Origin of the sequence: Thermomonas sp., from assembly GCF_029945965.1 — a bacterium.
In the GTDB taxonomy this organism is placed as follows: domain Bacteria; phylum Pseudomonadota; class Gammaproteobacteria; order Xanthomonadales; family Xanthomonadaceae; genus Thermomonas.
Genome location: NZ_JAQSDO010000012.1, coordinates 23,740 through 44,832 on the forward strand (window position 1 = coordinate 23,740; position 21,093 = coordinate 44,832).

The window sequence follows — 21,093 nt, forward strand, 5'->3', positions numbered from 1 at the left end:
TCAGGCCACCTCTTCGCGGGCTGGCTGCACTTGCGCGACAATGCTACGCGCAATAAACCGGGCGGTAATCGGAGTGCCGTCGTAATGCAGCACCGCGACCAGGCGCACCGGATCGATGCCGAACTCATTGACCAACAGGCTGCGCAACTGACCGTCGCGATTCTGTTCGACCACGAACACCGATTCATGCGCCTTGATGAAATCGTGGATCGAGTCCGGAAAGGGGAATGCACGGACGCGCAGGGTATCCAGCAAGATGCCTTCGTCGCGCAAAAGCTCGACCGCCTCGGCCATCGCCGGGCTCGTGGAGCCGTAGAAAATCGCGGCTTGCGGTGAGGGCTGCCCCGACTGTACTACGACCGGTTGCGGCACCAGCGACTTGGCGGTATCGAACTTCTGCAGCAACCGCTGCATGTTGTAGATGTAATCCTCGCCACGTTCCGAATATTTCGCCTGCGGATCGCGCGAGGTCCCACGGGTGAAATACGCGCCCTTGTCAGGATGTGTGCCTGGCCAGGTTCGGTACGGGATGCCGTCGCCATCGACATCCTTGTAGCGCGCAAATTCCTTGCCCGCGTCAAGATCCTCGGCGGTCATCACCTTGCCGCGATCAAAGCTGCGCGCGTCATCCCACTGGAATGGCGCACACAATCGCTGGTTCATGCCGATGTCCAGGTCGCTCATCACGAAGATTGGCGTCTGCAAACGATCAGCCAGGTCAAGCGCAGCGGCCGCGAACTCGAAGCATTCGGTCGGGTCTTCCGGGAACAGCAATACGTGTTTGGTATCACCGTGCGAGGCATAAGCGCAGGCCAGCACGTCGGACTGCTGGGTGCGCGTCGGCATGCCGGTCGACGGCCCGCCGCGTTGCACATTGATTATGGTGACCGGTATCTCGGCAAAATATGCCAATCCTATGAACTCATTCATCAGCGAGATGCCCGGGCCCGAGGTCGACGTAAACGCACGGGCACCATTCCAGCCAGCGCCCACCACGATGCCGATCGACGCGATTTCGTCCTCGGCCTGGATCACCGCGAAGCGCGCGTGGCCGTCGGCGTCGATGCGGTATTTCTGGCAGTACGACTGGAACGCCTCGGCGAGCGACGACGATGGCGTGATCGGGTACCAGGCGCAGACGGTGGCACCACCGTAGACGCAACCCAGCGCGGCGGCAGCATTGCCTTCGACGAAGATGCGGTCGCCGACCGCATCGACCTTGCGCACCTGCAACCCAATCGGATGCGGCACATGCTCGCGAATCCACTCGCGGCCCAGGTGCAAGGCATCTATGTTGGGCGGCAGCAATTTGGGCTTGCTCTTGTATTGCTCGCCGATCAGGGTCTCGATGATCGGCACGTCGACATCGAGCAATGCACTCAGCGCGCCGACATACATGATGTTCTTGAACAGCTGACGCTGTCGTGGATCGTCGTAGCTGGCGTTGCACAATTCCGTCAGCGGCACCCCAATGATGTTGATGTCATCGCGGAACTTCGACTTCGGCATCGGCTTGCTGTTGTCGTAGAACAGATACCCACCGGGCGCGAGCTCCCTGACATCGTCGTCCCATGTCTGCGGATTCATCGCCACCAGCAAGTCGACGCCGCCGCGACGTCCCAGCCAGCCGGCCTCGCTGACCCGCACCTCATACCAAGTCGGCAATCCCTGGATGTTGGACGGGAAGATGTTGCGCGGGCTGACCGGCACGCCCATGCGCAGGATGGCTTTTGCGAACAGCTCATTGGCCGAGGCCGAGCCGGAGCCGTTGACGTTGGCGAACTTGACGACGAAATCGTTGACGGCCTGCAACGCCGCGGCTCCCGATGGATCGACACTCTCGCTCATGCTGCCTCCCGTGCCGGTTTACTGCGGCAGCGGGCACCCGCTTGGGTCTCCAGCAGCAGGAATTTCTGCATGTCCCAGGCGCCGGTCGGGCAGCGTTCGGCGCACAGGCTGCAATGCAGGCAGACGTCCTCGTCCTTGACCATCACGCGCATGGTTGGCAGCGGCTCGGACACGTAGAGATCCTGCTCGGTGTTAACTGCTGGCGCAGTCAGATGCGTGCGCAAGTCGGCTTCTTCGGCATTCGCGGTGAAGGTGATGCAGTCGGTCGGGCAGATGTCGACGCAGGCGTCGCACTCGATGCACTTGTCGCGGGTGAACACGGTCTGCACGTCGCAGTTGAGGCAACGCTGGGTTTCCTTCCAGGCAGTGGCGGCATCAAAACCCAGCTCGACTTCGACCTTGATGCTGTCGAGCTTCCTGGCCTCCTTCGACCACGGCACAAGGAAACGCTCGTCCGGCGACACATCGTTGTCGTAGGTCCACTCGTGGATACCCATTTTTTGCGAAGTCAGGCGGACGATGGGATCCGGGCGCTCACTGGTGTCTTCATCGTGCAGCAGCTTGTCGATCGAAATCGCGGCGGCGTGACCATGCGCCACCGCCCAGATGATGTTCTTTGGCCCGAATGCGGCATCGCCACCGAACAGCACATGCGGCAGCGACGACTGATGGGTTACCTTGTCGACCAACGGCATGGCCCACTCGCCGAATTCGATACCGCAATCGCGTTCGATCCACGGGAACGCGTTCTCCTGCCCGATCGCGATCAGCACTTCGTCGCATCCGTGGAACTCGTCCGGCTCACCGGTCTGCACCAGCTTGCGGCGGCCATTGGCGTCGTACTCTGCGCGCACGATTTCGAACGTCATGCCAGTGAGCTTGCCGTCTTCATGCACGAAGGTTTTCGGCACGCGGTAGTCGAGGATCGGGATGCCCTCCTCCATCGCGTCTTCCTTCTCCCAAGGACTGGCCTTCATCTCCTCGAAACCCGAGCGCACGAGCACCTTGACGTCTTCGCCACCAAGCCGACGCGCGCTGCGGCAGCAATCCATCGCGGTATTGCCGCCGCCGAGCACAAGGACGCGCTTGCCGACGGCTTTTACGTGTTCGAAGTAGACGTTCGCCAGCCAGTCCAGGCCGATATGGATGTTGGCCGCCGCCTCCTCGCGCCCGGGAATCTCCAGATTGCGTCCGCGTGGCGCACCGCTGCCGACGAAGACCGCGTCATAGCCTTCGGCCAGCATCGACTTCATCGATTCGATTCGCCTGCCACCAACGAACTCGACGCCGAGGTCCAGGATGTAACCGCATTCTTCGTCGATCACGTGTTCCGGCAATCGGAAGCGCGGCACCTGGGTGCGCATGAATCCGCCGGCCTTGCGGTCGGCTTCGAAAATGGTGACGTGGTAGCCCAGCGGCGCGAGGTCGCGGGCGACGGTCAGCGACGCCGGGCCGGCACCGATGCAGGCGATGCGCTTGCCGTTGAGGCGAGTGGCTGGTTTCGGCATCCGCGCCCGCACATCGCCCTTGTGGTCGGCGGCGACGCGCTTGAGCCTGCAGATTGCGACTGGCTCGGGCTTCTCACGCATGGATTCGGGGCCGTTGTTCTCTTCCACGCGCCCGCGCCGGCAGGCCGGCTCGCAAGGCCTGTCGCAGGTGCGGCCAAGGATTCCCGGGAACACATTAGATTCCCAATTGACCATGTAGGCATCGGCGTATCTGCCTTCCGCGATCAGGCGGATGTATTCGGGAACCGGCGTGTGTGCGGGACAGGCCCACTGGCAGTCGACGACTTTATGGAAGACGTCGGGATTGCGAATATCGGTCGGCTTCACTACGACCCTCGCTGCAGGCAAGCCAGGTCAGGGCTTGTCGGAGAGCCGGATGCGCCGGCCATCGCTTGCGACCCGAGTCTAGACCGGAACCAGCGACGGCGTCATGCCGCAGTGCGCACATCAATCAAGTCGCGGGGCGCAGGCAGAGGCATTCGCGAAGCCTTGACCAAAGCCTGCCGCATGAGGATCTGCGCAAGGGGGTTGACATTGGCGTTTGACTCGTGGTTCTCTTCGTCCATGACGCAGCGCAACATTCACTCGCAGGCCGCACGCACCCCGTCCAACGACGCGGTCGCCGCGAAGCCGCGCGCGCTTCAACTCCTGCCCATCAACGTCGCGCTAGCCGCGACGATCCTCCTTGTACTCGTACTTATTATTACCAGCCATTCAGGCGCAGGAGTCGGGTTCGTGTAAGCACCACCAACACATACCCAGGTCGAAAGAACCAAGACCCCGCGCCCGAAAAGGCGCGGGGTTTTTGTTTTTGCGACATGGGTTCCTGGAACGCCACCAAGGAACGCCATTCGTGAGAAGTCAGTCGTGAGAAGTGATGCCATCAAGCTCGGCCCAGCGCGCGCGCCCGCACGCGCCATGTTGCGTGCGACCGGCCTGAATGATGCCGCCATCGCCAAGCCCTTCGTCGCCGTTGTGCATACCTGGTCGGACGTGTCGCCGTGCAACATCACCCTGCGCGACCTGGCCCAGGACGTGCGACGTGGAGTGATCGAATCCGGCGGCACGCCGATCGAGTTCAACACCATTGCAGTCACTGACGGCATCGCGATGGGCAGCGAAGGCATGCGCGCGTCGCTGGCTTCGCGCGAGACCATCGCCGATTCCATCGAACTAGCGGTAAGCGGCCATTGCCTGGACGCGATGGTGCTGCTGGTTGGTTGCGACAAGACCATCCCCGCTGCAGCAATGGCGGCGGCACGGATGGACATCCCGACGGTGATTCTCTACGGCGGCACGATCATGCCGGGGCATTGCAAGACTGCGGACGGCCGCGACAAGCCGCTGACCGTGCAGGACGTGTTCGAGGCGGTCGGCGCGCATTCGGCCGGTCGCATCGATGATGGCGAATTACGCCGCATCGAAACCCATGCCTGCCCGGGCGCGGGTGCCTGCGGCGGTCAGTTCACCGCCAACACCATGGCGATGGTGTTGACCTTCCTGGGACTGTCGCCGCTGGGCGCGAACGACATCCCCGCGATCCATGCCGACAAACCCGCGGCCGCGCGTGCCTGCGGCGCTCGGATCATGCACATGCTGCGCGACGGCGGCCCACTGCCACGCGGACTGGTCACCGCCACATCACTGCGCAATGCCGCACGCGCAGTCTCGGCGACGGCAGGATCGACCAATGCCGCACTGCACCTGCTGGCGATCGCGCATGAAGCCGGCGTTGCGTTCGACCTGGAGGAATTCGAGGCCGCGGCCAGCACGCCGGTGATCGCCGACCTGAAACCCGCAGGCCGCTATACAGCCGCGGAAATGTTCGACCAGGGCGGCACCGCACTGGTGGCACGCGAACTGAAAACGGCCGGTTTGATCGAGGACATTCCAACGGTCACCGGGAATAGTTTTTTCAGCGAGGTCGATGCCGCCAAAGTTTCAGCGACGCAAGACGTTGTCCACCCGATCACCGCGCCGCTTAAGCCGCGCGGTGGCTATTCGATCCTTCGTGGCGATCTCGCCCCCGAGGGCTGCATCCTCAAGCTTGCCGGCCATGGCATCGAACATTTCGAAGGACCGGCCCGCGTGTTCGACAGTGAGGACGCCGCATTCGCTGCGGTGCAGGCACGCCGGATCAAAGACGGCGACGTGATCGTGATCCGCTTCGAAGGGCCGGCCGGTGGCCCTGGCATGCGCGAGATGCTGGCAGTCACTGCCGCGCTGATCGGCCAAGGGCTGGGCGGCGATGTCGCACTGATCACCGATGGCCGTTTCAGCGGTGCCACCCACGGTTTCATGGTCGGCCACATCGCGCCGGAAGCCATGCGCGGCGGACCACTAGCGTATCTGCGCGAAGGCGACCGCGTGCGGATCGATGTCGCTTCGCGCCGGCTGGATGTCGACGCCGACTTGTCCGCACGCCAGCCCGCGCGCATCGCGCCGCGGGTCACCACCGGCGTGTTGGCCAAGTACGCACGCGACGTGCGCTCGGCCTCGCAAGGCGCGGTCACCGCACCCGGGCCGCTTGATGCCGAAGCCGCTGACACGCGCCGCATCCACGCCGCACTCATCGCAAAAAAAAACGCTCCCGAAACCGAAACCGCCTGACATCCCCAACGCCATTGCGCACTTCCAACAAGGACTCACCCATGAGCAGTTCCAGCAAACCCACCATCGCAGTGATCGGCTACGGCAGCCAGGGCCGCGCACATGCGCTCAACCTGCGTGACTCAGGTTTCAACGTCACCGTGGGCCTGCGCCCGGGCGGCCCGACCGAAATCAAGGCCAAGGCCGACGGCTTCACCGTCAAGACGCCCGCCGAAGCAGTGAAGGATGCACAGATCGTCGCGATCCTGACCCCGGACATGGTCCAGCCACAGCTGTATGGCGAAGTCATCGAGCCGAACATGGCCAAGGGCGCCTGTCTTCTATTTGCCCACGGGTTCAATGTCCACTACGGCCAGATCACGCCGCGCGAGGACCTCGACGTGGTGCTGGTCGCACCCAAGGGGCCCGGCGCGCTGGTGCGCCGCGAATACGAGATCGGCCGCGGCGTGCCTGCGGTCTATGCGGTGCACCAGGACCTCAGCGGCAATGCCGAAGCACTGGCGTTGACCTATTGCGCCGGGATTGGTGGCGCACGCCAGAACGCGATCAAGACCACCTTCAAGGAAGAAACCGAGACCGACCTGTTCGGCGAACAAGCGGTGTTGTGCGGCGGCGCGACGAAACTCGTGCAGGCCGGTTGGGAAACCCTGGTCGAAGCGGGCTACCAGCCCGAAGTCGCCTATTACGAATGCCTGCACGAACTGAAGTTGATCGTGGATTTGTTCTACGAAGGCGGCATCACCCGCATGCATGAATTCATCAGTGAGACCGCGCAATACGGTGCACTGACTCGCGGTGACTACATCGTCGATGCGAATACCCGCGCACAGATGAAAAAGGTGCTTGCCGAAATCCAGGACGGCACCTTCGCCCGCCAGTGGATCGCCGAATACGCGGCGGGCAATGCCAATTACAAGGCGCTGAAACAGGCCGACCTGGAGCATCCCATCGAGGCGATCGGCAAGAAGCTGCGCGCCAACATGAAGTGGTTGGACACTGCACCCGCTGCATCGAAAACAATGCCCACACCGATCGCCGAGGCCGCTTGATGAACGGCGCCCGCTGGCTGGCGCAAGCCCTGGTCTCGGAAGGTGTGGACACGCTGTTCGGGTATCCCGGCGGCACGATCATGCCCTTCTACGACGCCCTGCATGGTGCGCCGGAGCTGAAACACGTCCTGGTACGCCATGAACAGGGCGCGGCCTTCGCCGCCAACGGGTATGCGCGTGCCAGCGGGCGCGTCGGTGTATGCGTGGCCACCTCCGGCCCGGGTGCGTCCAACCTGGTCACCGGGATTGCCGACGCGATGCTGGATTCGGTACCGATGGTGATCATCACCGGGCAGGTGCCAACCAGCTTGATGGGCACTGACGCATTCCAGGAACTCGACGTGTTCGGCATGACCATGCCGATGGTCAAGCACAGCTTCATCGCACGTCGCGTGGACGACCTGCCGATGATGGTTGGCGAAGCATTCCGGATCGCGCGTTCCGGCCGGCCCGGTCCGGTGCTGATCGACCTGCCGAAGGACGTGCAGAATGCCGACGCCTCGCATCTCCCGCGTCACGCCTCGTTCGGCACGGATGCCGTCGAGGCACCGCTTGATGCGTCCTTGCACGAAGCACTGGCACTGATCTCGCAAGCACAACAGCCCGTCGTTTACGGCGGCGGCGGGATCGCACTGGGCGATGCGGTGCAGGCGTTCCGCACCTTCGTCGATGCCACCCAGATCCCGACCGTGCTGACGCTGAAAGGGTTGGGTGCATTGCCCACCGCGCATCCACTCAACCTCGGCATGCTGGGCATGCACGGCAGCCGCGCCGCCAACCTGGCGGTGCAGGGTGCTGATTTGCTGATCGTGGTCGGTGCGCGTTTCGATGACCGCGCCACCGGCAAGCTGGCCGAGTTCGCACCGCACGCGCGCGTCGTACACATGGACATCGACACCTGCGAAATCGGCAAGCTGCGTCGTGCCGATGCCGGTGTGCGCGGCGACATCGTCACCACCCTGACCAAACTGACGCTGCCCTGCGCCGCGCACCTGCATGGCCGCCATGGCAACGCGCGCAAGGCTTGGCGCGCGCAATGCAAGGAAACCGCACGCCTGCATGCGGCGCGCTACGACGCCCCCGGCGACAGCGTGTACGCGCCGGCGTTGCTGAAGCGGTTGTCGGAACTGGCACCCAACGCCGTCGTCGCCTGCGACGTCGGCCAGCACCAGATGTGGGTCGCGCAGCACTGGTGCATGGATCATCCGCGCAAGCACCTGACCAGCGGCGCATTGGGCGCGATGGGCTTCGGCCTGCCTGCGGCGATAGGTGCTTTGGTCGCTCTTGATGAGCAACAGGACCGCAGCAAGCAGGTGATCTGCGTCAGCGGCGACGGCTCGATCATGATGAACATCCAGGAGCTGGCCACGCTCAAGCGCTACCGGCTGCAGGTGAAGATCGTGCTACTCGACAACCAGGCGCTGGGCATGGTCCGCCAGTGGCAGGAATTGTTCTTCGACAAGCGCTATTCCGAAGTCGACCTCTCCGACAACCCGGACTTCGCTGCGGTCGCCGCCGCGTTCGGCATCCAGTCGTTGCACGTGGACCGCGCCGATGGCGTGGAAGCCGCACTGCAGGCGCTGCTGGCTGCAGACGGCCCAGTTTTATTGCACGTCGCAATCGACACCGCCGCCAATGTCTGGCCACTAGTGCCGCCGAACCGCAACAACGCGGAAATGATGGATGCGTCGCCTGCCGCCGATGTCATCACCACAACGTCCTTCCACACCTCTCCCACGGAGACACCCAATGCGCTACCAGCTTGATCTGACCCTGCGCCGCGCCGAAGGCGCACTGGTGCGCGTGCTGGGCACCACCGAACGCCGCGGCTTCCAGCCGGTCAGCGTGGATGGCGGCATTCAATCCAGGAGCGGGCGCGCCGACGGCGATCGCTGGCACCTGCGCATGACGGTGGAAGGCGAACGCGAACCGGAATCGCTGCAGCACCAGCTGGCCAAGCTATACGACTGCCTGGATGTGCAGGTGTCGCCATGCGCATGAATGTAACTGCCTCCGTCACCCCGATCACCGTTGTCGCGCACGCGTCGAAACCAAAAAACTGGTTCGACGGCGCACTCATCGACGGCGATGCCCCGCAGGCCGGCCTGACCACCCACGCGATGCATTACGGCAGCGGCGTGTTCGAAGGCATCCGTGCCTATGCCACGACCAACGGCGGCGCAGCGGTGTTCCGCCTGCCCGAGCACCTGCAGCGGATGCGCAGGGGCGCGGAGCTGCTGGGCCTGGCCTTCGATCCCTCGCAGGCGACTGACGCGGTACTGGCAACGTTGCGCGCCAATGGCCATCGCGATGCCTATGTGCGGCCGCTGGCATGGTTCGGCGAAGGCAGTTTCGGGCTGGACGTGGAAGGCCACGTGCCGCACCTGATGGTCGCCACCACCGCCACCCAGGTGCACCTCAATGGCAGCCGTGCACGCGTGGGCGTTTCGACATGGCGGCGCAACCCCGCTGATTCACTGCCGCCACTGAAGCTGTGCGGCGGCTACATCAACTCGATCCTGGCCAAACGTGAAGCGAAGCAGCGCGGCTTCGACGAAGCGCTGTTCACCGACCGCGCCGGGAATGTTGTCGAATGCACCGGCGCCAACGTCTTCATGGTCAAGGATGGTGTGATCAGCGCGGTCGAACATCCGGATGCGTTGCCCGGCATCACCCGCGACACCCTGCTGGCATTGAGCGGGGCAAACGTGCGGATGGTCAGCCTGGCCGAACTGCTGGATGCCGACGAAGTGTTCGCCTGCGGCACCGCGGCGGAAGTTGCGCCGATCGCGCAGATCGAGCAACGCGAATACGGCGCAAACCCGATCAGCCGCGCGCTTGCCTCGCAGTACCAGTGCATCGTGCGCGGCGAAGACACCACGCATGCATCGTGGTTGACGGCGGTTTGAGCTGATGGAGTCCGAGGTACGCCGCCGTCATGTAGAAGCCTTGCCAGTCAGTGCGTCCGACGTGCTGGCCGCGCAGGCGCGACTGCGTCGCTATCTGGATGTCACCCCCACGCATTACGCCGAACGCTTTGGCTGTTGGCTGAAGCTCGAGAACCTGCAGCGCACCGGCTCCTACAAGGTGCGTGGCGCGTTGAACGCATTGCTGGTGGCGCGCGAACGCGGCGACACGCGAACGGTGATCGCGGCATCGGCCGGCAACCATGCGCAGGGGCTGGCGTGGGCAGCCTATCGCTTGGGCGTGCCAGTCATCACGGTCATGCCGCGCTGTGCACCGGAAACCAAGATCGCCGGCGTTGCGCACTGGGGCGCGACCGTGCGCCTGCACGGCGACAGTTATGACGAGGCCAAGGCCTTCGCGATCGAACTGGCTGCGCAACACGACTACCGCCTGCTGTCGGCCTTCGATGATCGTGACGTAATTGCCGGACAGGGAACGGTCGGACTGGAAATCGCGGCAATGTCGCCGGACGTGGTGCTGGTGCCGATCGGCGGCGGTGGACTGGCGGCAGGCGTCGCGCTCGCGCTCAAATCACAAGGCGTGCGCATCATCGGCGCGCAGGTCGAGGGCGTGGATGCAATGGCACGCGCGCTGCAGGGCGACCACAGTTTGCGCGAACCCGCGATGACCCTGGCCGACGGCGTGCGGGTCAAGCAACCCGGCACGTTGACCGAATGCATCCTGGCCGAGCTGCTGGACGACGTGATCATCGTGCGCGAAGCCGAATTGCGCGAAACCCTGGTACGGCTGGTACTGGAAGAACACGTGATCGCCGAAGGCGCCGGCGCACTCGCACTGGCCGCAGGTAAGCGCGTCGCCGGCAAACGCAAATGCGCGGTGGTGTCCGGCGGAAATCTTGATGCCGCGGTGTTGGCACGACTGCTGTCCGACGTGCGGCCACGCCCGCCGCGCCGGCCACGCCGGCGCACGCGCGAAGCACCCAAGGGCAATGCGCAACAGGCGGATGGCCCGCTTGGGCTGCCGGCAGCACTGCTGCCGGCCCTGTTGCAGCCGCCACGTCTATCCAAGTCTGGTCCGACATCGCACAAGCCGCCCGCCAAGCGCGCGGCTGCCGAGGAAATTCCCGCATGAATCCCGCCATCAGCAAAGACCGTATCCGCCCGCATCAAATCAAAATCTTTGACACCACCCTGCGCGACGGCGAGCAATCGCCCGGCTTCACCATGAGCGCGCCGCAGAAGATCGCCTTCGCGCACGCACTGGCCGATCTCGGCGTCGACGTCATCGAGGCCGGATTCCCCAACAGCTCACCCGCCGATTTCGGCGCCGTGCAAACCATTGCACGCGATGTGCGCGGCGCATCGATTGCCGCACTCGCCCGTTGCCATCCAGGGGACATCGAAGCCTGCGCACGCGCGCTGGACGGCGCCGCCGCGCCGCGCATCCATGCCTTCATCTCGACCAGCCCGCTGCATCGCGAGCACAAGCTCGAGATGAGCCGCGAACAAGTGATCGTGCACGCGATCATGGGCGTGGAACTCGCGCGCAAGCACGTGGACGATGTCGAGTTTTCGGCCGAGGACGCCTTCCGTACCGAGCGCGAATTCCTGGTCGAGGTGTTCAATGCGGCCGTCGCCGCGGGTGCACGCACGCTCAATGTGCCGGACACCGTGGGTTACGCCACGCCGAATGAAATTCGTGCGCTGTTCGAATACCTGCGTGCGAACGTGAAGGGCGCGCAGGGCGTTGTGTTCAGCGCGCACTGCCACAACGACCTGGGCCTTGCGGTGGCCAATTCGCTGGCCGCCATCGAAGGAGGCGCGCGCCAGGTCGAATGCACGATCAATGGCATCGGCGAACGCGCCGGCAATGCTGCGTTGGAAGAACTGGTGATGGCGCTGAAGGTGCGTGGCGGCTGGTACGCCGCGGATTCCGGCATCGATACGCGCAAGTTGCTGGAGACCTCGCGCCTGCTGTCGCGCATCACCGGGATCCAGGTCCAGCGCAACAAGGCCGTGGTCGGGCTGAATGCGTTCGCGCATGAATCGGGCATACACCAGCACGGCATGCTCAAGCATCGAGACACCTACGAGATCATGCATCCGCAGGATGTCGGCTGGCCGGACTCGCAACTGGTGCTTGGCCGCCATAGTGGCCGCGCCGCGCTGGCCGAACGCTTGCGCCAGTTGGGTTACGTGCTGGCAGACGAACAGCTGGACCAGGTCATCGCCGATGCCAAGGCGCTGACCCAGACCCAACACGTGATCAGCGACCGCGACCTGCAGCGAATGGTCGAGGGCGAACGTCATGGGCCCGGCTGGCGCGTGTCTGCGTTGAGCCTGACCGACTACGGCCAGCGCACCCGCGCGCATGTTGACCTGTCCGATCCCGACGACCGCCACGTACTGCAGAGTGCGGAAGGCGACGGCCCGGTGGCCGCGGTGTTCGCCGCGCTGGTGAAGGCGACCGGCGTTGATTTCGAACTGGAAAGCTACGAAGTGCACAGCATGGGAATCGGCCGTGATGCACGTGGTGAAGCCAACCTCAGCGGCCGTATCGACGGCGAGACCCTGACCGGCCAAGGCACCAGCCGCGACGTACTGGAAGCCAGCGCCATCGCCTGGCTGGACGTCGCCAACCGCGTCCTGCATGCGCGCCAAACTCAGCAACGTGCGGAGGCCGCTTGATGGACGCGCTGCCTCCAACAACACTCTTCGACAAACTCTGGGACGCGCACGTAGTCACGCCGGAAACCGCGGCGACCCCGGCGATCCTGTATGTCGACCTGCACCTGATCCACGAAGTGACCTCGCCGCAGGCATTTGCCGAACTAGACGCGCGCAGGTTGTCGTTGCGCCGCACGGAGCTGACCAAGGCCACGCTCGATCATTCCACGCCGACCACTCCGGCCGATGCCAATGGTCAGTACACCTACATCAATGCGCAGGCGAAGGCGCAGGTCGATACCCTGCGCCGCAACTGCACGCACCATGGCGTGGAACTGTTCGACTTCGACAGCGCGCATCGCGGCATCGTGCATGTAATCGGTCCGGAACTCGGGCTGACCCAACCTGGCATGACGATTGTCTGCGGCGACAGTCACACCGCCACCCATGGCGCATTCGGTGCATTGGCGTTTGGCATCGGCACCAGCGAAGTCGGCCATGTGATGGCCAGCCAATGCCTGCTGCAACGCAAGCCGAAAACGCTTGCGATCACGATTGATGGAGAGCTCGCGCCCGGGGTCAGTGCCAAGGACCTGATCCTGCACGTGATCGGCATGATCGGTGTCAACGGCGGCACCGGACATGTCATCGAATATCGCGGTTCGACGATTCGCGGATTATCGATGGACGAGCGCATGACCGTCTGCAACATGTCGATCGAAGCCGGCGCACGCGCCGGGCTGATCGCGCCCGACCAGATCACCTTCGACTACCTCGCCATCACGCCACGCGCACTGCAAGGCAAGGCATTCGAGCAATCCGTTGCACGCTGGCGCGAACTGCGTACTGACGAAGACGCGCATTTCGACCGCGAAGTATTGATCGATGCACGAGAGATCCGGCCGACGCTGAGCTGGGGCACGCATCCGGGTCAGGTCGCAGCAATCGATGCGCATGTACCAGCCGCGAACCACGATCCCGACATCGACAAGGCACTGGCTTACATGGGCTTCGAACCTGGCGCGGCACTCGCCGGGCGCGAGGTCGACGTGGTGTTCGTCGGCAGTTGCACCAATGCACGTCTGTCCGATCTGCGCCAGGTCGCGCAGGTCTTGCGCGGTCGTCGCGTGCATCCGCGCGTGCGCATGCTGGTCGTGCCGGGTTCAGAGGCGGTCAAGCGTGACGCCGAAGCCGAGGGGATTGATCTTGTCGTGCGCGCAGCCGGCGCCGAATGGCGCGAGCCGGGTTGCTCGATGTGCATCGCCATGAACGGCGATATGGTCGGGCCCGGACAGTTGGCGGTATCGACCAGCAACCGCAATTTCGAAGGTCGCCAGGGCAAGGGCGCGCGCACCTTGCTGGCATCGCCATTGACCGCCGCGGCCTGCGCGGTGGCCGGCATGGTTACAGACCCACGCGCTTATCTGTCGCCGGCGACACCGGTTTCGCACGGCGTTGCACTGGAGGTGGCCTGATGCCTGCCTTCGATGCATTGGTCGCGCGCACGCTGGTAATGCCCGAGTGCAATATCGACACCGACCAGATCATCCCGGCGCGCTTCCTCACCACGACTACGCGCGAAGGCCTGGGCCGCTTCGCATTCAACGACTGGCGCTACTTGGCCGATGGCGGTGACAACCCGGACTTTGCCTTCAACCGTCCGGAAAACACGGGCGCGCAAATACTTGTTGCCGGCCACAACTTCGGTTGCGGTTCTTCGCGCGAACATGCGCCATGGGCATTGCGTGACCTTGGCCTGCGTGCGGTGGTCAGTAGCCAGATCGCCGACATCTTCCGCAGCAATGCGCTGAAAAACGGCCTGCTGCCCATCGTGCTGGAACCGAACCTCGTCGCCGAGCTTTTGGCCCAGCCCGGCATCGAACTTCGCATCGATGTGGCTACATGCAGCGTGACCCTGCCCGATGGCCGCAACGCCAGCTTCGAGCTGGATGCGTTTGCGCAGACCTGTTTGCTGGAAGGCGTCGACCAGCTCGGCTACCTGCTCAAGCACGAGGCCGCGATCAGCGCGTTCGAACACCGCGGCCCCTCCCATCAACACAACCCCACATCAACCCAGGATTCCACCCATGCACGCTGAAATCGCAGTCCTGCCCGGTGACGGGATCGGCCCGGAAGTCACCGCCGCCGCCGTGGCGGTGCTTAATGCCGTCGCCCGCCACCATGGCCACATGTTCAACCTGCACGAATATGCGATTGGCGGCGCCGCAATCGATGCCTGCGGCGATCCACTGCCCGCCGCGACCCTGGTCGCCTGCCGGGATGCCGATGCGGTGCTACTCGGCGCAGTCGGCGGACCGAAGTGGTCGGCGCCCGAGGCCAAGGTGCGCCCCGAGCAGGGCTTGCTGACGCTGCGCAAGGCGCTCGGCCTGTACGCCAACCTGCGACCGGTACAGCCACATCCGGCCACGCTCGGCGCCTCGCCGATCAAGCCTCACCTGCTGGCCGGCGTCGACCTGCTGGTAGTGCGCGAACTCACCGGCGGCATTTACTTCGGCGAGAAATCCCGCGACGGCGACATCGCCCGCGATGTCTGCGAATACTCTGTTGCCGAAGTCGAACGCGTGGTGCGCCGCGCCTGCACGCTGGCCCGGCAACGACGTGGCCATGTGACCTCGGTCGACAAGGCCAACGTGCTGGAAACTTCGCGGCTGTGGCGCGAGGTCGCCACCCGCGTCGCCCGCGACGAATTCCCCGACATCACGTTGGAACACCAATTAGTCGATTCGATGGCCATGCACCTGCTGTCGAAGCCGCGCGCGTTCGATGTCGTGGTCACCGAGAACATGTTCGGCGACATCCTCACCGACGAGGCCTCGATGCTCGCCGGTTCGATGGGCCTGCTGCCGTCGGCCTCGCTGGGCGACGGCCGCGTCGGCCTGTACGAGCCGATCCATGGGTCCGCCCCTGACATCGCCGGCCGCGGCATCGCCAATCCGATCGGCGCGATTCTCAGTGTCGCCCTGTTGCTGCGTCATTCGCTGGGTCTGGACGCCGAGGCGTCCTGCGTGGAGCAGGCGGTATCGGCGACGCTGGACGATGGCGTGTTCGGCGCCGACCTCGGCGCTGCAACACCGGCGAACACAGTGGCGATTACTCGCGCCGTGCTGCATCGCCTGGACAGCCATTGCCAGGTGGCCGAATTGCGAGACTAGAAAACGGCTCGAATGGTGCGTGGCTCCTGTAAATACAGAACCGATTGGTATAGTATTAGCAGTATGTCCAGCCGCCCTGCAACCACGCCCATCATTCCGTCCAAGCCAGCTGCGCCCGGTCGTCCCAAGGATCCGGAAAAGCGCGCTGCGATCCTCGATGCCGCGAAACGCCTGTTCATCGTCCATGGCTATGAACGGGTGAGCATGGACCAGATCGCGTCCGAGGCCGGGGTCTCCAAGCTGACCGTGTACAGCCACTATGGCGACAAGGACAGCCTGTTTGGCGAAGCGGTGCGCGCGCATTGCGAACAGGGCATGCCGACCAGCCTGTTCGACGAAGACGCACAAAAACCGCTGCAACAACGGCTCGAGGTGATCGGCCGCGCATTTTTCACGATGGTGATGGCGCCCGACGCAGTCGCCGGCCACCGCATCCTGTGTTCGCCGCAGGTGACTGCATCTGCATTGCCCACGGTGTTCTGGGAAGCCGGTCCGCAGCGCGTGCAGCAAGCCTTCGCGTCCTTGCTGGAACGCCGGATCAAAGCGGGCGAACTCGAGATCGAAGACACGCAACGCGCGTCGGCGTACTTTTTCACCCTGCTCAAGGGCGAGCCGCACGCGCAGGCCGTATTCGGCTATTGCTGCAGCGGCCGCACCGACAGCGCCGACGAACACGTGACCGCGGTAGTCGGGATGTTCCTGCGCGCCTATGCCGTTCGCTGAACGGCGGGCCACGCGATGACTTCCGGCACTGCGTGTCGCTGTGCTAGCACAGTCAAACTGTACCCGTCAGTACCAGCAGCGCCACGCCGCACCGCTAGAATTGCCGGTTTAATACAACCTGCATGAAGCAAGGGATTCCACCAAGATGAGCATCGATTACGCCAAGGCCCGCGAAACCATGGTCGAACAGCAGGTTCGTCCCTGGGACGTGCTGGACCTGCGTGTGCTCGATGCAATCGCATCGATCCCGCGCGAAGCCTTCGTATCGGAGGCACTGCGCGCACTTGCTTATTCCGACACCGCACTGCCGATTGGCCATGGCGAAGCGATGATGAAACCTGTCCTGGAAGGCCGCACGCTGCAGTCGTTGCTGCCGGCCGCGGACGAGTGCGTGCTCGAAATCGGTACCGGCAGCGGTTACCTGACCGCCTGCCTGGCCCGCCTGTCGCGCGAAGTAGTCAGCCTGGAACGCCATGCCGACCTTGCCGACGCGGCGCGTGCGCGCCTGCAGGCGCTGGGCATGACTGCCAACATTGGCATCGAGCATGTGGACGCGCTTGCATGGCAGACCACGCGCCAGTTCGACGCGATCTGCATCACTGGCGCGGTCGACAAATTGCCCGCGCGCTGGCTGGAATGGCTCAAGCCAGGCGGCCGCCTGTTCGTCGTGCAGGGCCGCTCGCCGGCGATGGATGCCGTGCTGATGCGTCATGGTGTCAACGGAACCACCGTTGAATCGTTATTCGAGACCGACCTCCCCTATCTGGCCGGCGCCGCACCGCGCCCGGAATTCACCCTTTAGTTATTTGCCTTCCAGAGCTAGCCACCTTCCAGCAATTTGCCCCAAGGATCCGCCCATGCTGCGCCAACCGCTTGCTTTCGCCCTCGCCCTCGCCCTAGCCCTGCTGCCTGCTGCTGCGCATGCCGACGACCTGTTGCAGAGCTACAACAACGCCCGCAACAGCGATCCACAATTCGCAGCCGCCGAATCGCGCCAGCTGGCTACCCGCGAAGGCGCGGTCCAGGCGCGTGCGGTCCTGCTGCCCCAGATCGATGGCAGCGCAACCCTGCGCCGCAGCAAGAGCGATGGTCCTTCGACCTTCCAGTCCGACCCGACGCTGCCGGCAGTGACCGGCAACATCTCCAGCACCTCCACCTCGCGCAGTATCGGCATCAGTGGCAGCCAGGTGTTGTTCGACTTCTCACGACTGACCACGCTCAAGAGCCAGCTGGCCCTGCGCAAGGCTGGCGAGTTCCAGCTGGAATCGGACGGGCTGTCGCTGATCACCCGCACCTCGGCGGCCTATTTCAACGTGCTGGTCCAGCTGGAAACACTGGCGGCCGCCGAAGCCGCAGAAACAGCGCTGAAGAAGCAATTCGACTTCGCCTCCAAGCGGCTGGAAGTCGGGCTTGCTCCGATCACCGACATGTACGAGGCGCGCGCCCAGTACGACGGGGCTCGCGCTAATACCATCCTTGCCCGCAATGCGGTGCAGGACGCCTACCAGGCACTGGTGGAAATCACTGGCGCGCCAGTGGCCAACCTGAAGGGCCTGCCTGACGACTTCCAGCCGGCGTTGCCGGAATCGCGCGATATCGATGGCTGGGTAAAAACCGCCATCGCGCAAAATCCCGCGTTGCAGGCCAAGCAGGAGCAGGTGCGGTCCAGCGAGATCAGCGTCGAGACCGCACGCGCCGGGCACTTGCCGACCCTGACCCTGTCCGGCGGCTACAGCAAGGGCGCCAACTGGGGCGACCGCACCTTCAGCGCGGGCGCGTACAACGACACCAGCCCGACCGGCAGCGAAAGCCGCGGCCCCAACCTGGGCCTGACTCTGTCCGTGCCGATCTTCAGTGGCGGCGCAACCCAATCCCGGGTCCGCCAGGCACTGGCCCAGCGTGATATCTCCCGCGATGAACTGGAGCAGCAGCGCCGCGCCCTGGAACGCAATACCCGCAACGCCTACCAGACCCTGGTCGCTGGCATCAGCGAGGTCGAAGCCCGCCGCCTGGCGCTGGTCTCGGCGCAGAGCGCGTACGAGGCGTCGCAGGTCGGCCTGGAAGTGGGTACGCGGACTGTGCTCGATGTGCTCAACAACCAGCGCACGCTGTTTACCGCGCAGCAAGCCTACGCGCAGTCCAAGTACAACTTCCTGCAAAGCCGCCTGCTGCTGGAACAAGCCGCAGGCACGCTTGAGATCTCCGACGTTGAGGACGTCAACCGCCTGCTGACCACCGACGAATCGGTGGCCAAGGCGATCAGCACGCTCTGACCGGCTGTCCTGAGGGCAGGATCAGGCCTGCTGCAAGGCGGGTTCGATCAGGGTAATGGTACGTTCCAGCGCGCCGCGTCCCTGGTCCAGCAAGCAGCGCGCATTTGCGCTCATCCGCGTGCGTGAAGCCTGATCTGCAAACAAATCCTGCAGGTTCGATGCAAGCTGGCTGGCTGTTTCCACCACGCGCATCGCATCGGCCTCGCGCAGGCGTTTGGCGATGTCGACGAAGTTGTGCAGGTGCGGACCAGTGAGGATCGCGGTGCCTGTGGCCGCCGGTTCCAGCAGATTGTGGCCACCGATCGACTGCAGGCTGCCGCCGACAAAGGCGACCTGCGCGCAGGCATAGAAGCGGGTGAGTTCGCCCAAGGTATCGATCACGAAGACTTGGCTATGTGCGGAGGGCCAGTGCTGTTCGCTGCGGGTAGCGACCCTAAGGCCGGCCGTGCGCGCGCGCAGGACTGTCGCGCGGAAGCGCTCGGGATGCCGCGGTGCCCACAGCATCAAGGCGTCCGGGTGCTGTTTGAGCAAGGCCCGATGGGCCTCCAGCACCGCGACCTCTTCATCTTCGTGGGTGCTGGCCGCGATCCAGACAGGGCCATCGCACCCTCGCGCGTTCAAGAATTCGGCGGCGAAGCCGTCGAAATCTACTGGTGCCATGTCGAATTTCAGGTTCCCTGTCACCACCACGGTTGACGGTTGCGCACCCAGTCGTACGAAACGCTTGCCGTCCTCGCTGGATTGCGCAGCGACCAGGCGCACGCTGTGCAAGGCGCGCCGGATCAACGGCGCAAGCACGCGATAGCCGCGCAGGGAGCGCGCCGACAGGCGTGCATTGAGGATGTGGGTGGGAATCCCGCGATCGCGACAGGCGAACAGCAGGTTCGGCCACAACTCGGTTTCCACGATCAGTGCGAGCGCAGGACGGAAATGGTCGAGGAAACGGCTCACCGCGCCGGGTAAGTCGTACGGCAGGTAGACATGCACGACCGCATCGCCCCACAACGCCCGCACGCGTTCGGAGCCGGTCGGGGTAATCGTGGTCACCACCAGGCGCAGGTCGGGATGCTCGCTCAACAGGCGATTCACCAACGGCGATGCCGCATTGACCTCACCCACCGACACCGCATGCAGCCAGAGCGGCGCAGTCCCCTTGGCCGGCGGATAGCTGGCGTATCGCTCGCTCCAGCGCTCGAAATAGGCGTGTTGGCGGAACCCGCGCCAGATCAGGTGGTAGACCGTGATTGGCGCAAGCACGTACAACGCGGCTGAATACAAGCCGCGTAGGACACGTTCGGTAAAGTCGGCCCGCATCGCGACAGCATAACCAAGCCGCATCGCCGATTGGATAGCCGGCTAGATTGGCCAGCCAGGATGGCCAGTTAGAATCTGACGCATGGCCGAAGCCACTCCAGCAGCCCTGCCCCCACCACCGCGTGGCCTACGCCATTGGCCGATCTGGCTGGGCGTGGGCCTGTGCATGGCGCTGGCGCGGCTGCCGTGGCCACTGCAGCGCGGGCTGGGCGCGATGGTCGGCTGGCTGGCCCTGCACTTGTCACGCAGCCGACGCGAGGCTGCTCGCACCAACTTGGCGCTGTGCCTGCCGGAACTCGGCCACGCGCAGCGCGAGGCCTTGCTGCGTGCCAATTTCCGCGATGTCGGTATCGGCCTGTTTGAATTCGCCCGCGCCTGGTGGGGCAGCGCCACGCCGATGCGGCGCACTGCGCGGATCGAAGGCCTAGACATCCTGCAGGGCCTGCAGGCCAAGGGGCGCGGCGTGCTGCTGGTCTCCGGCCACTTCATGACCCTGGAACTGTGCGGGCGCCTGCTGTGCGACCACGTGCCACTGGCCGGCATGTACCGCCGCTATCGCAGTCCGGTGATGGAATGGGCGGTGATGCGTGGGCGCCTGCGCTATGCCTGCGCGATGTTCGGCAATGGCGATACCCGCGCAGCAATCCGCCACCTCAAGCGCGGTGGCGTGCTCTGGTATGCGCCGGACCAGGACATGCGCGGCAAGGACACCGTGTTCGCGCCGTTCTTCGGCATTCCAGCGGCGACGATTACTGCCACTCACCAGTTCGCGCGGCTGGCCGGTTGCGCGGTGGTGCCGTTCTTCCACCGGCGCGAAGGTGCCGATTACATATTGCGCATCGGTGAGCCGCTAGCGCCGTTCCCGACCGAAGACGTAATCGCCGACACCACGCTGGTCAACGCAGCGATCGAGGCGATGGTGCGCGAAGCGCCCAGCCAGTATCTGTGGCTGCATCGCCGGTTCAAGCGCCAACCGGATGGCGTGTCGCGCTACCCATGAC

The 21,093-nt window shown here is 64.5% G+C and carries 17 protein-coding genes; 14 read left to right on the plus strand and 3 right to left on the minus strand.

Features of this window, described 5'->3' with window-relative positions; translation table 11 throughout:
• Entirely contained in the window at positions 1–1,848 is a 1,848-nt protein-coding gene (locus tag PSV05_RS05220) for a 2-oxoacid:acceptor oxidoreductase subunit alpha (protein WP_300062527.1), read from the minus strand.
• Positions 1,845–3,683 (minus strand): FAD-dependent oxidoreductase, encoded by a 1,839-nt coding sequence (locus PSV05_RS05225; protein ID WP_300062530.1) that lies wholly within the window; start codon positions 3,681–3,683, stop codon positions 1,845–1,847. The genes PSV05_RS05220 and PSV05_RS05225 overlap by 4 nt, the downstream gene beginning before the upstream one ends.
• A gap of 540 nt (positions 3,684–4,223) precedes the next feature.
• Here PSV05_RS05225 and PSV05_RS05230 point away from each other — a divergent pair.
• The 13 genes from PSV05_RS05230 to PSV05_RS05290 all read left to right on the plus strand — a co-directional run bounded on the left by PSV05_RS05230 (position 4,224) and on the right by PSV05_RS05290 (position 18,778).
• Complete coding sequence (locus PSV05_RS05230) at positions 4,224–5,966, plus strand: dihydroxy-acid dehydratase (RefSeq protein ID WP_300062533.1); 1,743 nt, start codon at positions 4,224–4,226, stop codon at positions 5,964–5,966.
• 14 nt (positions 5,967–5,980) lie between these two features.
• Complete coding sequence (gene ilvC / locus PSV05_RS05235) at positions 5,981–7,015, plus strand: ketol-acid reductoisomerase (protein ID WP_300062536.1); 1,035 nt, start codon at positions 5,981–5,983, stop codon at positions 7,013–7,015.
• Entirely contained in the window at positions 7,015–8,781 is a 1,767-nt protein-coding gene (gene ilvG / locus PSV05_RS05240; RefSeq protein ID WP_300062538.1) for an acetolactate synthase 2 catalytic subunit, read from the plus strand. The genes ilvC and ilvG overlap by 1 nt, the downstream gene beginning before the upstream one ends.
• Positions 8,765–9,016, plus strand: a complete 252-nt coding sequence (locus PSV05_RS05245) for an ACT domain-containing protein (protein ID WP_300062541.1) — start codon at positions 8,765–8,767, stop codon at positions 9,014–9,016. Before ilvG ends, PSV05_RS05245 begins: the two co-directional genes overlap by 17 nt.
• Entirely contained in the window at positions 9,007–9,924 is a 918-nt protein-coding gene (locus tag PSV05_RS05250) for an aminotransferase class IV (protein WP_300062544.1), read from the plus strand. The genes PSV05_RS05245 and PSV05_RS05250 overlap by 10 nt, the downstream gene beginning before the upstream one ends.
• Positions 9,925–9,928: 4 nt before the next feature.
• On the plus strand, positions 9,929–11,074 hold the full coding sequence (locus tag PSV05_RS05255; protein ID WP_300062547.1) for a threonine dehydratase: 1,146 nt from the start codon (positions 9,929–9,931) through the stop codon (positions 11,072–11,074).
• On the plus strand, positions 11,071–12,630 hold the full coding sequence (locus PSV05_RS05260) for a 2-isopropylmalate synthase (protein ID WP_300062550.1): 1,560 nt from the start codon (positions 11,071–11,073) through the stop codon (positions 12,628–12,630). The genes PSV05_RS05255 and PSV05_RS05260 overlap by 4 nt, the downstream gene beginning before the upstream one ends.
• The gene (gene leuC / locus PSV05_RS05265) at positions 12,630–14,084 is read left to right on the plus strand and encodes a 3-isopropylmalate dehydratase large subunit (protein ID WP_300062553.1); all 1,455 of its coding nucleotides are present in this window, start codon (positions 12,630–12,632) and stop codon (positions 14,082–14,084) included. The genes PSV05_RS05260 and leuC overlap by 1 nt, the downstream gene beginning before the upstream one ends.
• Positions 14,084–14,707: a 3-isopropylmalate dehydratase small subunit gene (gene leuD / locus PSV05_RS05270; RefSeq protein ID WP_300062556.1), complete on the plus strand. Its 624-nt coding sequence runs from the start codon at positions 14,084–14,086 to the stop codon at positions 14,705–14,707. The genes leuC and leuD overlap by 1 nt, the downstream gene beginning before the upstream one ends.
• The gene (gene leuB, locus PSV05_RS05275) at positions 14,697–15,782 is read left to right on the plus strand and encodes a 3-isopropylmalate dehydrogenase (RefSeq protein WP_300062559.1); all 1,086 of its coding nucleotides are present in this window, start codon (positions 14,697–14,699) and stop codon (positions 15,780–15,782) included. The genes leuD and leuB overlap by 11 nt, the downstream gene beginning before the upstream one ends.
• A gap of 63 nt (positions 15,783–15,845) precedes the next feature.
• Positions 15,846–16,505, plus strand: a complete 660-nt coding sequence (locus PSV05_RS05280) for a TetR/AcrR family transcriptional regulator (RefSeq protein WP_300062562.1) — start codon at positions 15,846–15,848, stop codon at positions 16,503–16,505.
• Positions 16,506–16,650: 145 nt separating this feature from the next.
• Entirely contained in the window at positions 16,651–17,307 is a 657-nt protein-coding gene (locus PSV05_RS05285) for a protein-L-isoaspartate O-methyltransferase (protein ID WP_300062565.1), read from the plus strand.
• Between the two features lie 55 nt (positions 17,308–17,362).
• Positions 17,363–18,778 carry a TolC family outer membrane protein gene (locus PSV05_RS05290; protein WP_300062568.1) on the plus strand — a complete coding sequence of 472 codons (1,416 nt, stop codon included), beginning with the start codon at positions 17,363–17,365 and terminating at the stop codon, positions 18,776–18,778.
• Between the two features lie 21 nt (positions 18,779–18,799).
• Here PSV05_RS05290 and waaA read toward each other — a convergent pair whose 3' ends face one another.
• Positions 18,800–20,092, minus strand: a complete 1,293-nt coding sequence (gene waaA, locus PSV05_RS05295; RefSeq protein WP_300062571.1) for a lipid IV(A) 3-deoxy-D-manno-octulosonic acid transferase — start codon at positions 20,090–20,092, stop codon at positions 18,800–18,802.
• Between the two features lie 82 nt (positions 20,093–20,174).
• Between waaA and lpxL the strand changes: the two genes are divergently transcribed.
• The gene (gene lpxL, locus PSV05_RS05300; protein WP_300062574.1) at positions 20,175–21,092 is read left to right on the plus strand and encodes an LpxL/LpxP family Kdo(2)-lipid IV(A) lauroyl/palmitoleoyl acyltransferase; all 918 of its coding nucleotides are present in this window, start codon (positions 20,175–20,177) and stop codon (positions 21,090–21,092) included.
• Position 21,093 lies beyond the last annotated feature (1 nt).

Bases quoted from the DNA above. Each gene is read 5' to 3' on its own strand.
- waaA (WP_300062571.1), bottom strand. From the start codon at position 20,092: ATGCGGGCCGACTTTACCGAACGTGTCCTACGCGGCTTGTATTCAGCC.
- PSV05_RS05285 (WP_300062565.1), top strand. From the start codon at position 16,651: ATGAGCATCGATTACGCCAAGGCCCGCGAAACCATGGTCGAACAGCAG.
- PSV05_RS05260 (WP_300062550.1), top strand. From the start codon at position 11,071: ATGAATCCCGCCATCAGCAAAGACCGTATCCGCCCGCATCAAATCAAA.
- lpxL (WP_300062574.1), top strand. From the start codon at position 20,175: ATGGCCGAAGCCACTCCAGCAGCCCTGCCCCCACCACCGCGTGGCCTA.
- leuC (WP_300062553.1), top strand. From the start codon at position 12,630: ATGGACGCGCTGCCTCCAACAACACTCTTCGACAAACTCTGGGACGCG.
- PSV05_RS05220 (WP_300062527.1), bottom strand. From the start codon at position 1,848: ATGAGCGAGAGTGTCGATCCATCGGGAGCCGCGGCGTTGCAGGCCGTC.
- PSV05_RS05280 (WP_300062562.1), top strand. From the start codon at position 15,846: ATGTCCAGCCGCCCTGCAACCACGCCCATCATTCCGTCCAAGCCAGCT.
- leuD (WP_300062556.1), top strand. From the start codon at position 14,084: ATGCCTGCCTTCGATGCATTGGTCGCGCGCACGCTGGTAATGCCCGAG.
- PSV05_RS05250 (WP_300062544.1), top strand. From the start codon at position 9,007: ATGCGCATGAATGTAACTGCCTCCGTCACCCCGATCACCGTTGTCGCG.
- PSV05_RS05255 (WP_300062547.1), top strand. From the start codon at position 9,929: ATGGAGTCCGAGGTACGCCGCCGTCATGTAGAAGCCTTGCCAGTCAGT.
- PSV05_RS05290 (WP_300062568.1), top strand. From the start codon at position 17,363: ATGCTGCGCCAACCGCTTGCTTTCGCCCTCGCCCTCGCCCTAGCCCTG.
- ilvG (WP_300062538.1), top strand. From the start codon at position 7,015: ATGAACGGCGCCCGCTGGCTGGCGCAAGCCCTGGTCTCGGAAGGTGTG.
- PSV05_RS05245 (WP_300062541.1), top strand. From the start codon at position 8,765: ATGCGCTACCAGCTTGATCTGACCCTGCGCCGCGCCGAAGGCGCACTG.
- leuB (WP_300062559.1), top strand. From the start codon at position 14,697: ATGCACGCTGAAATCGCAGTCCTGCCCGGTGACGGGATCGGCCCGGAA.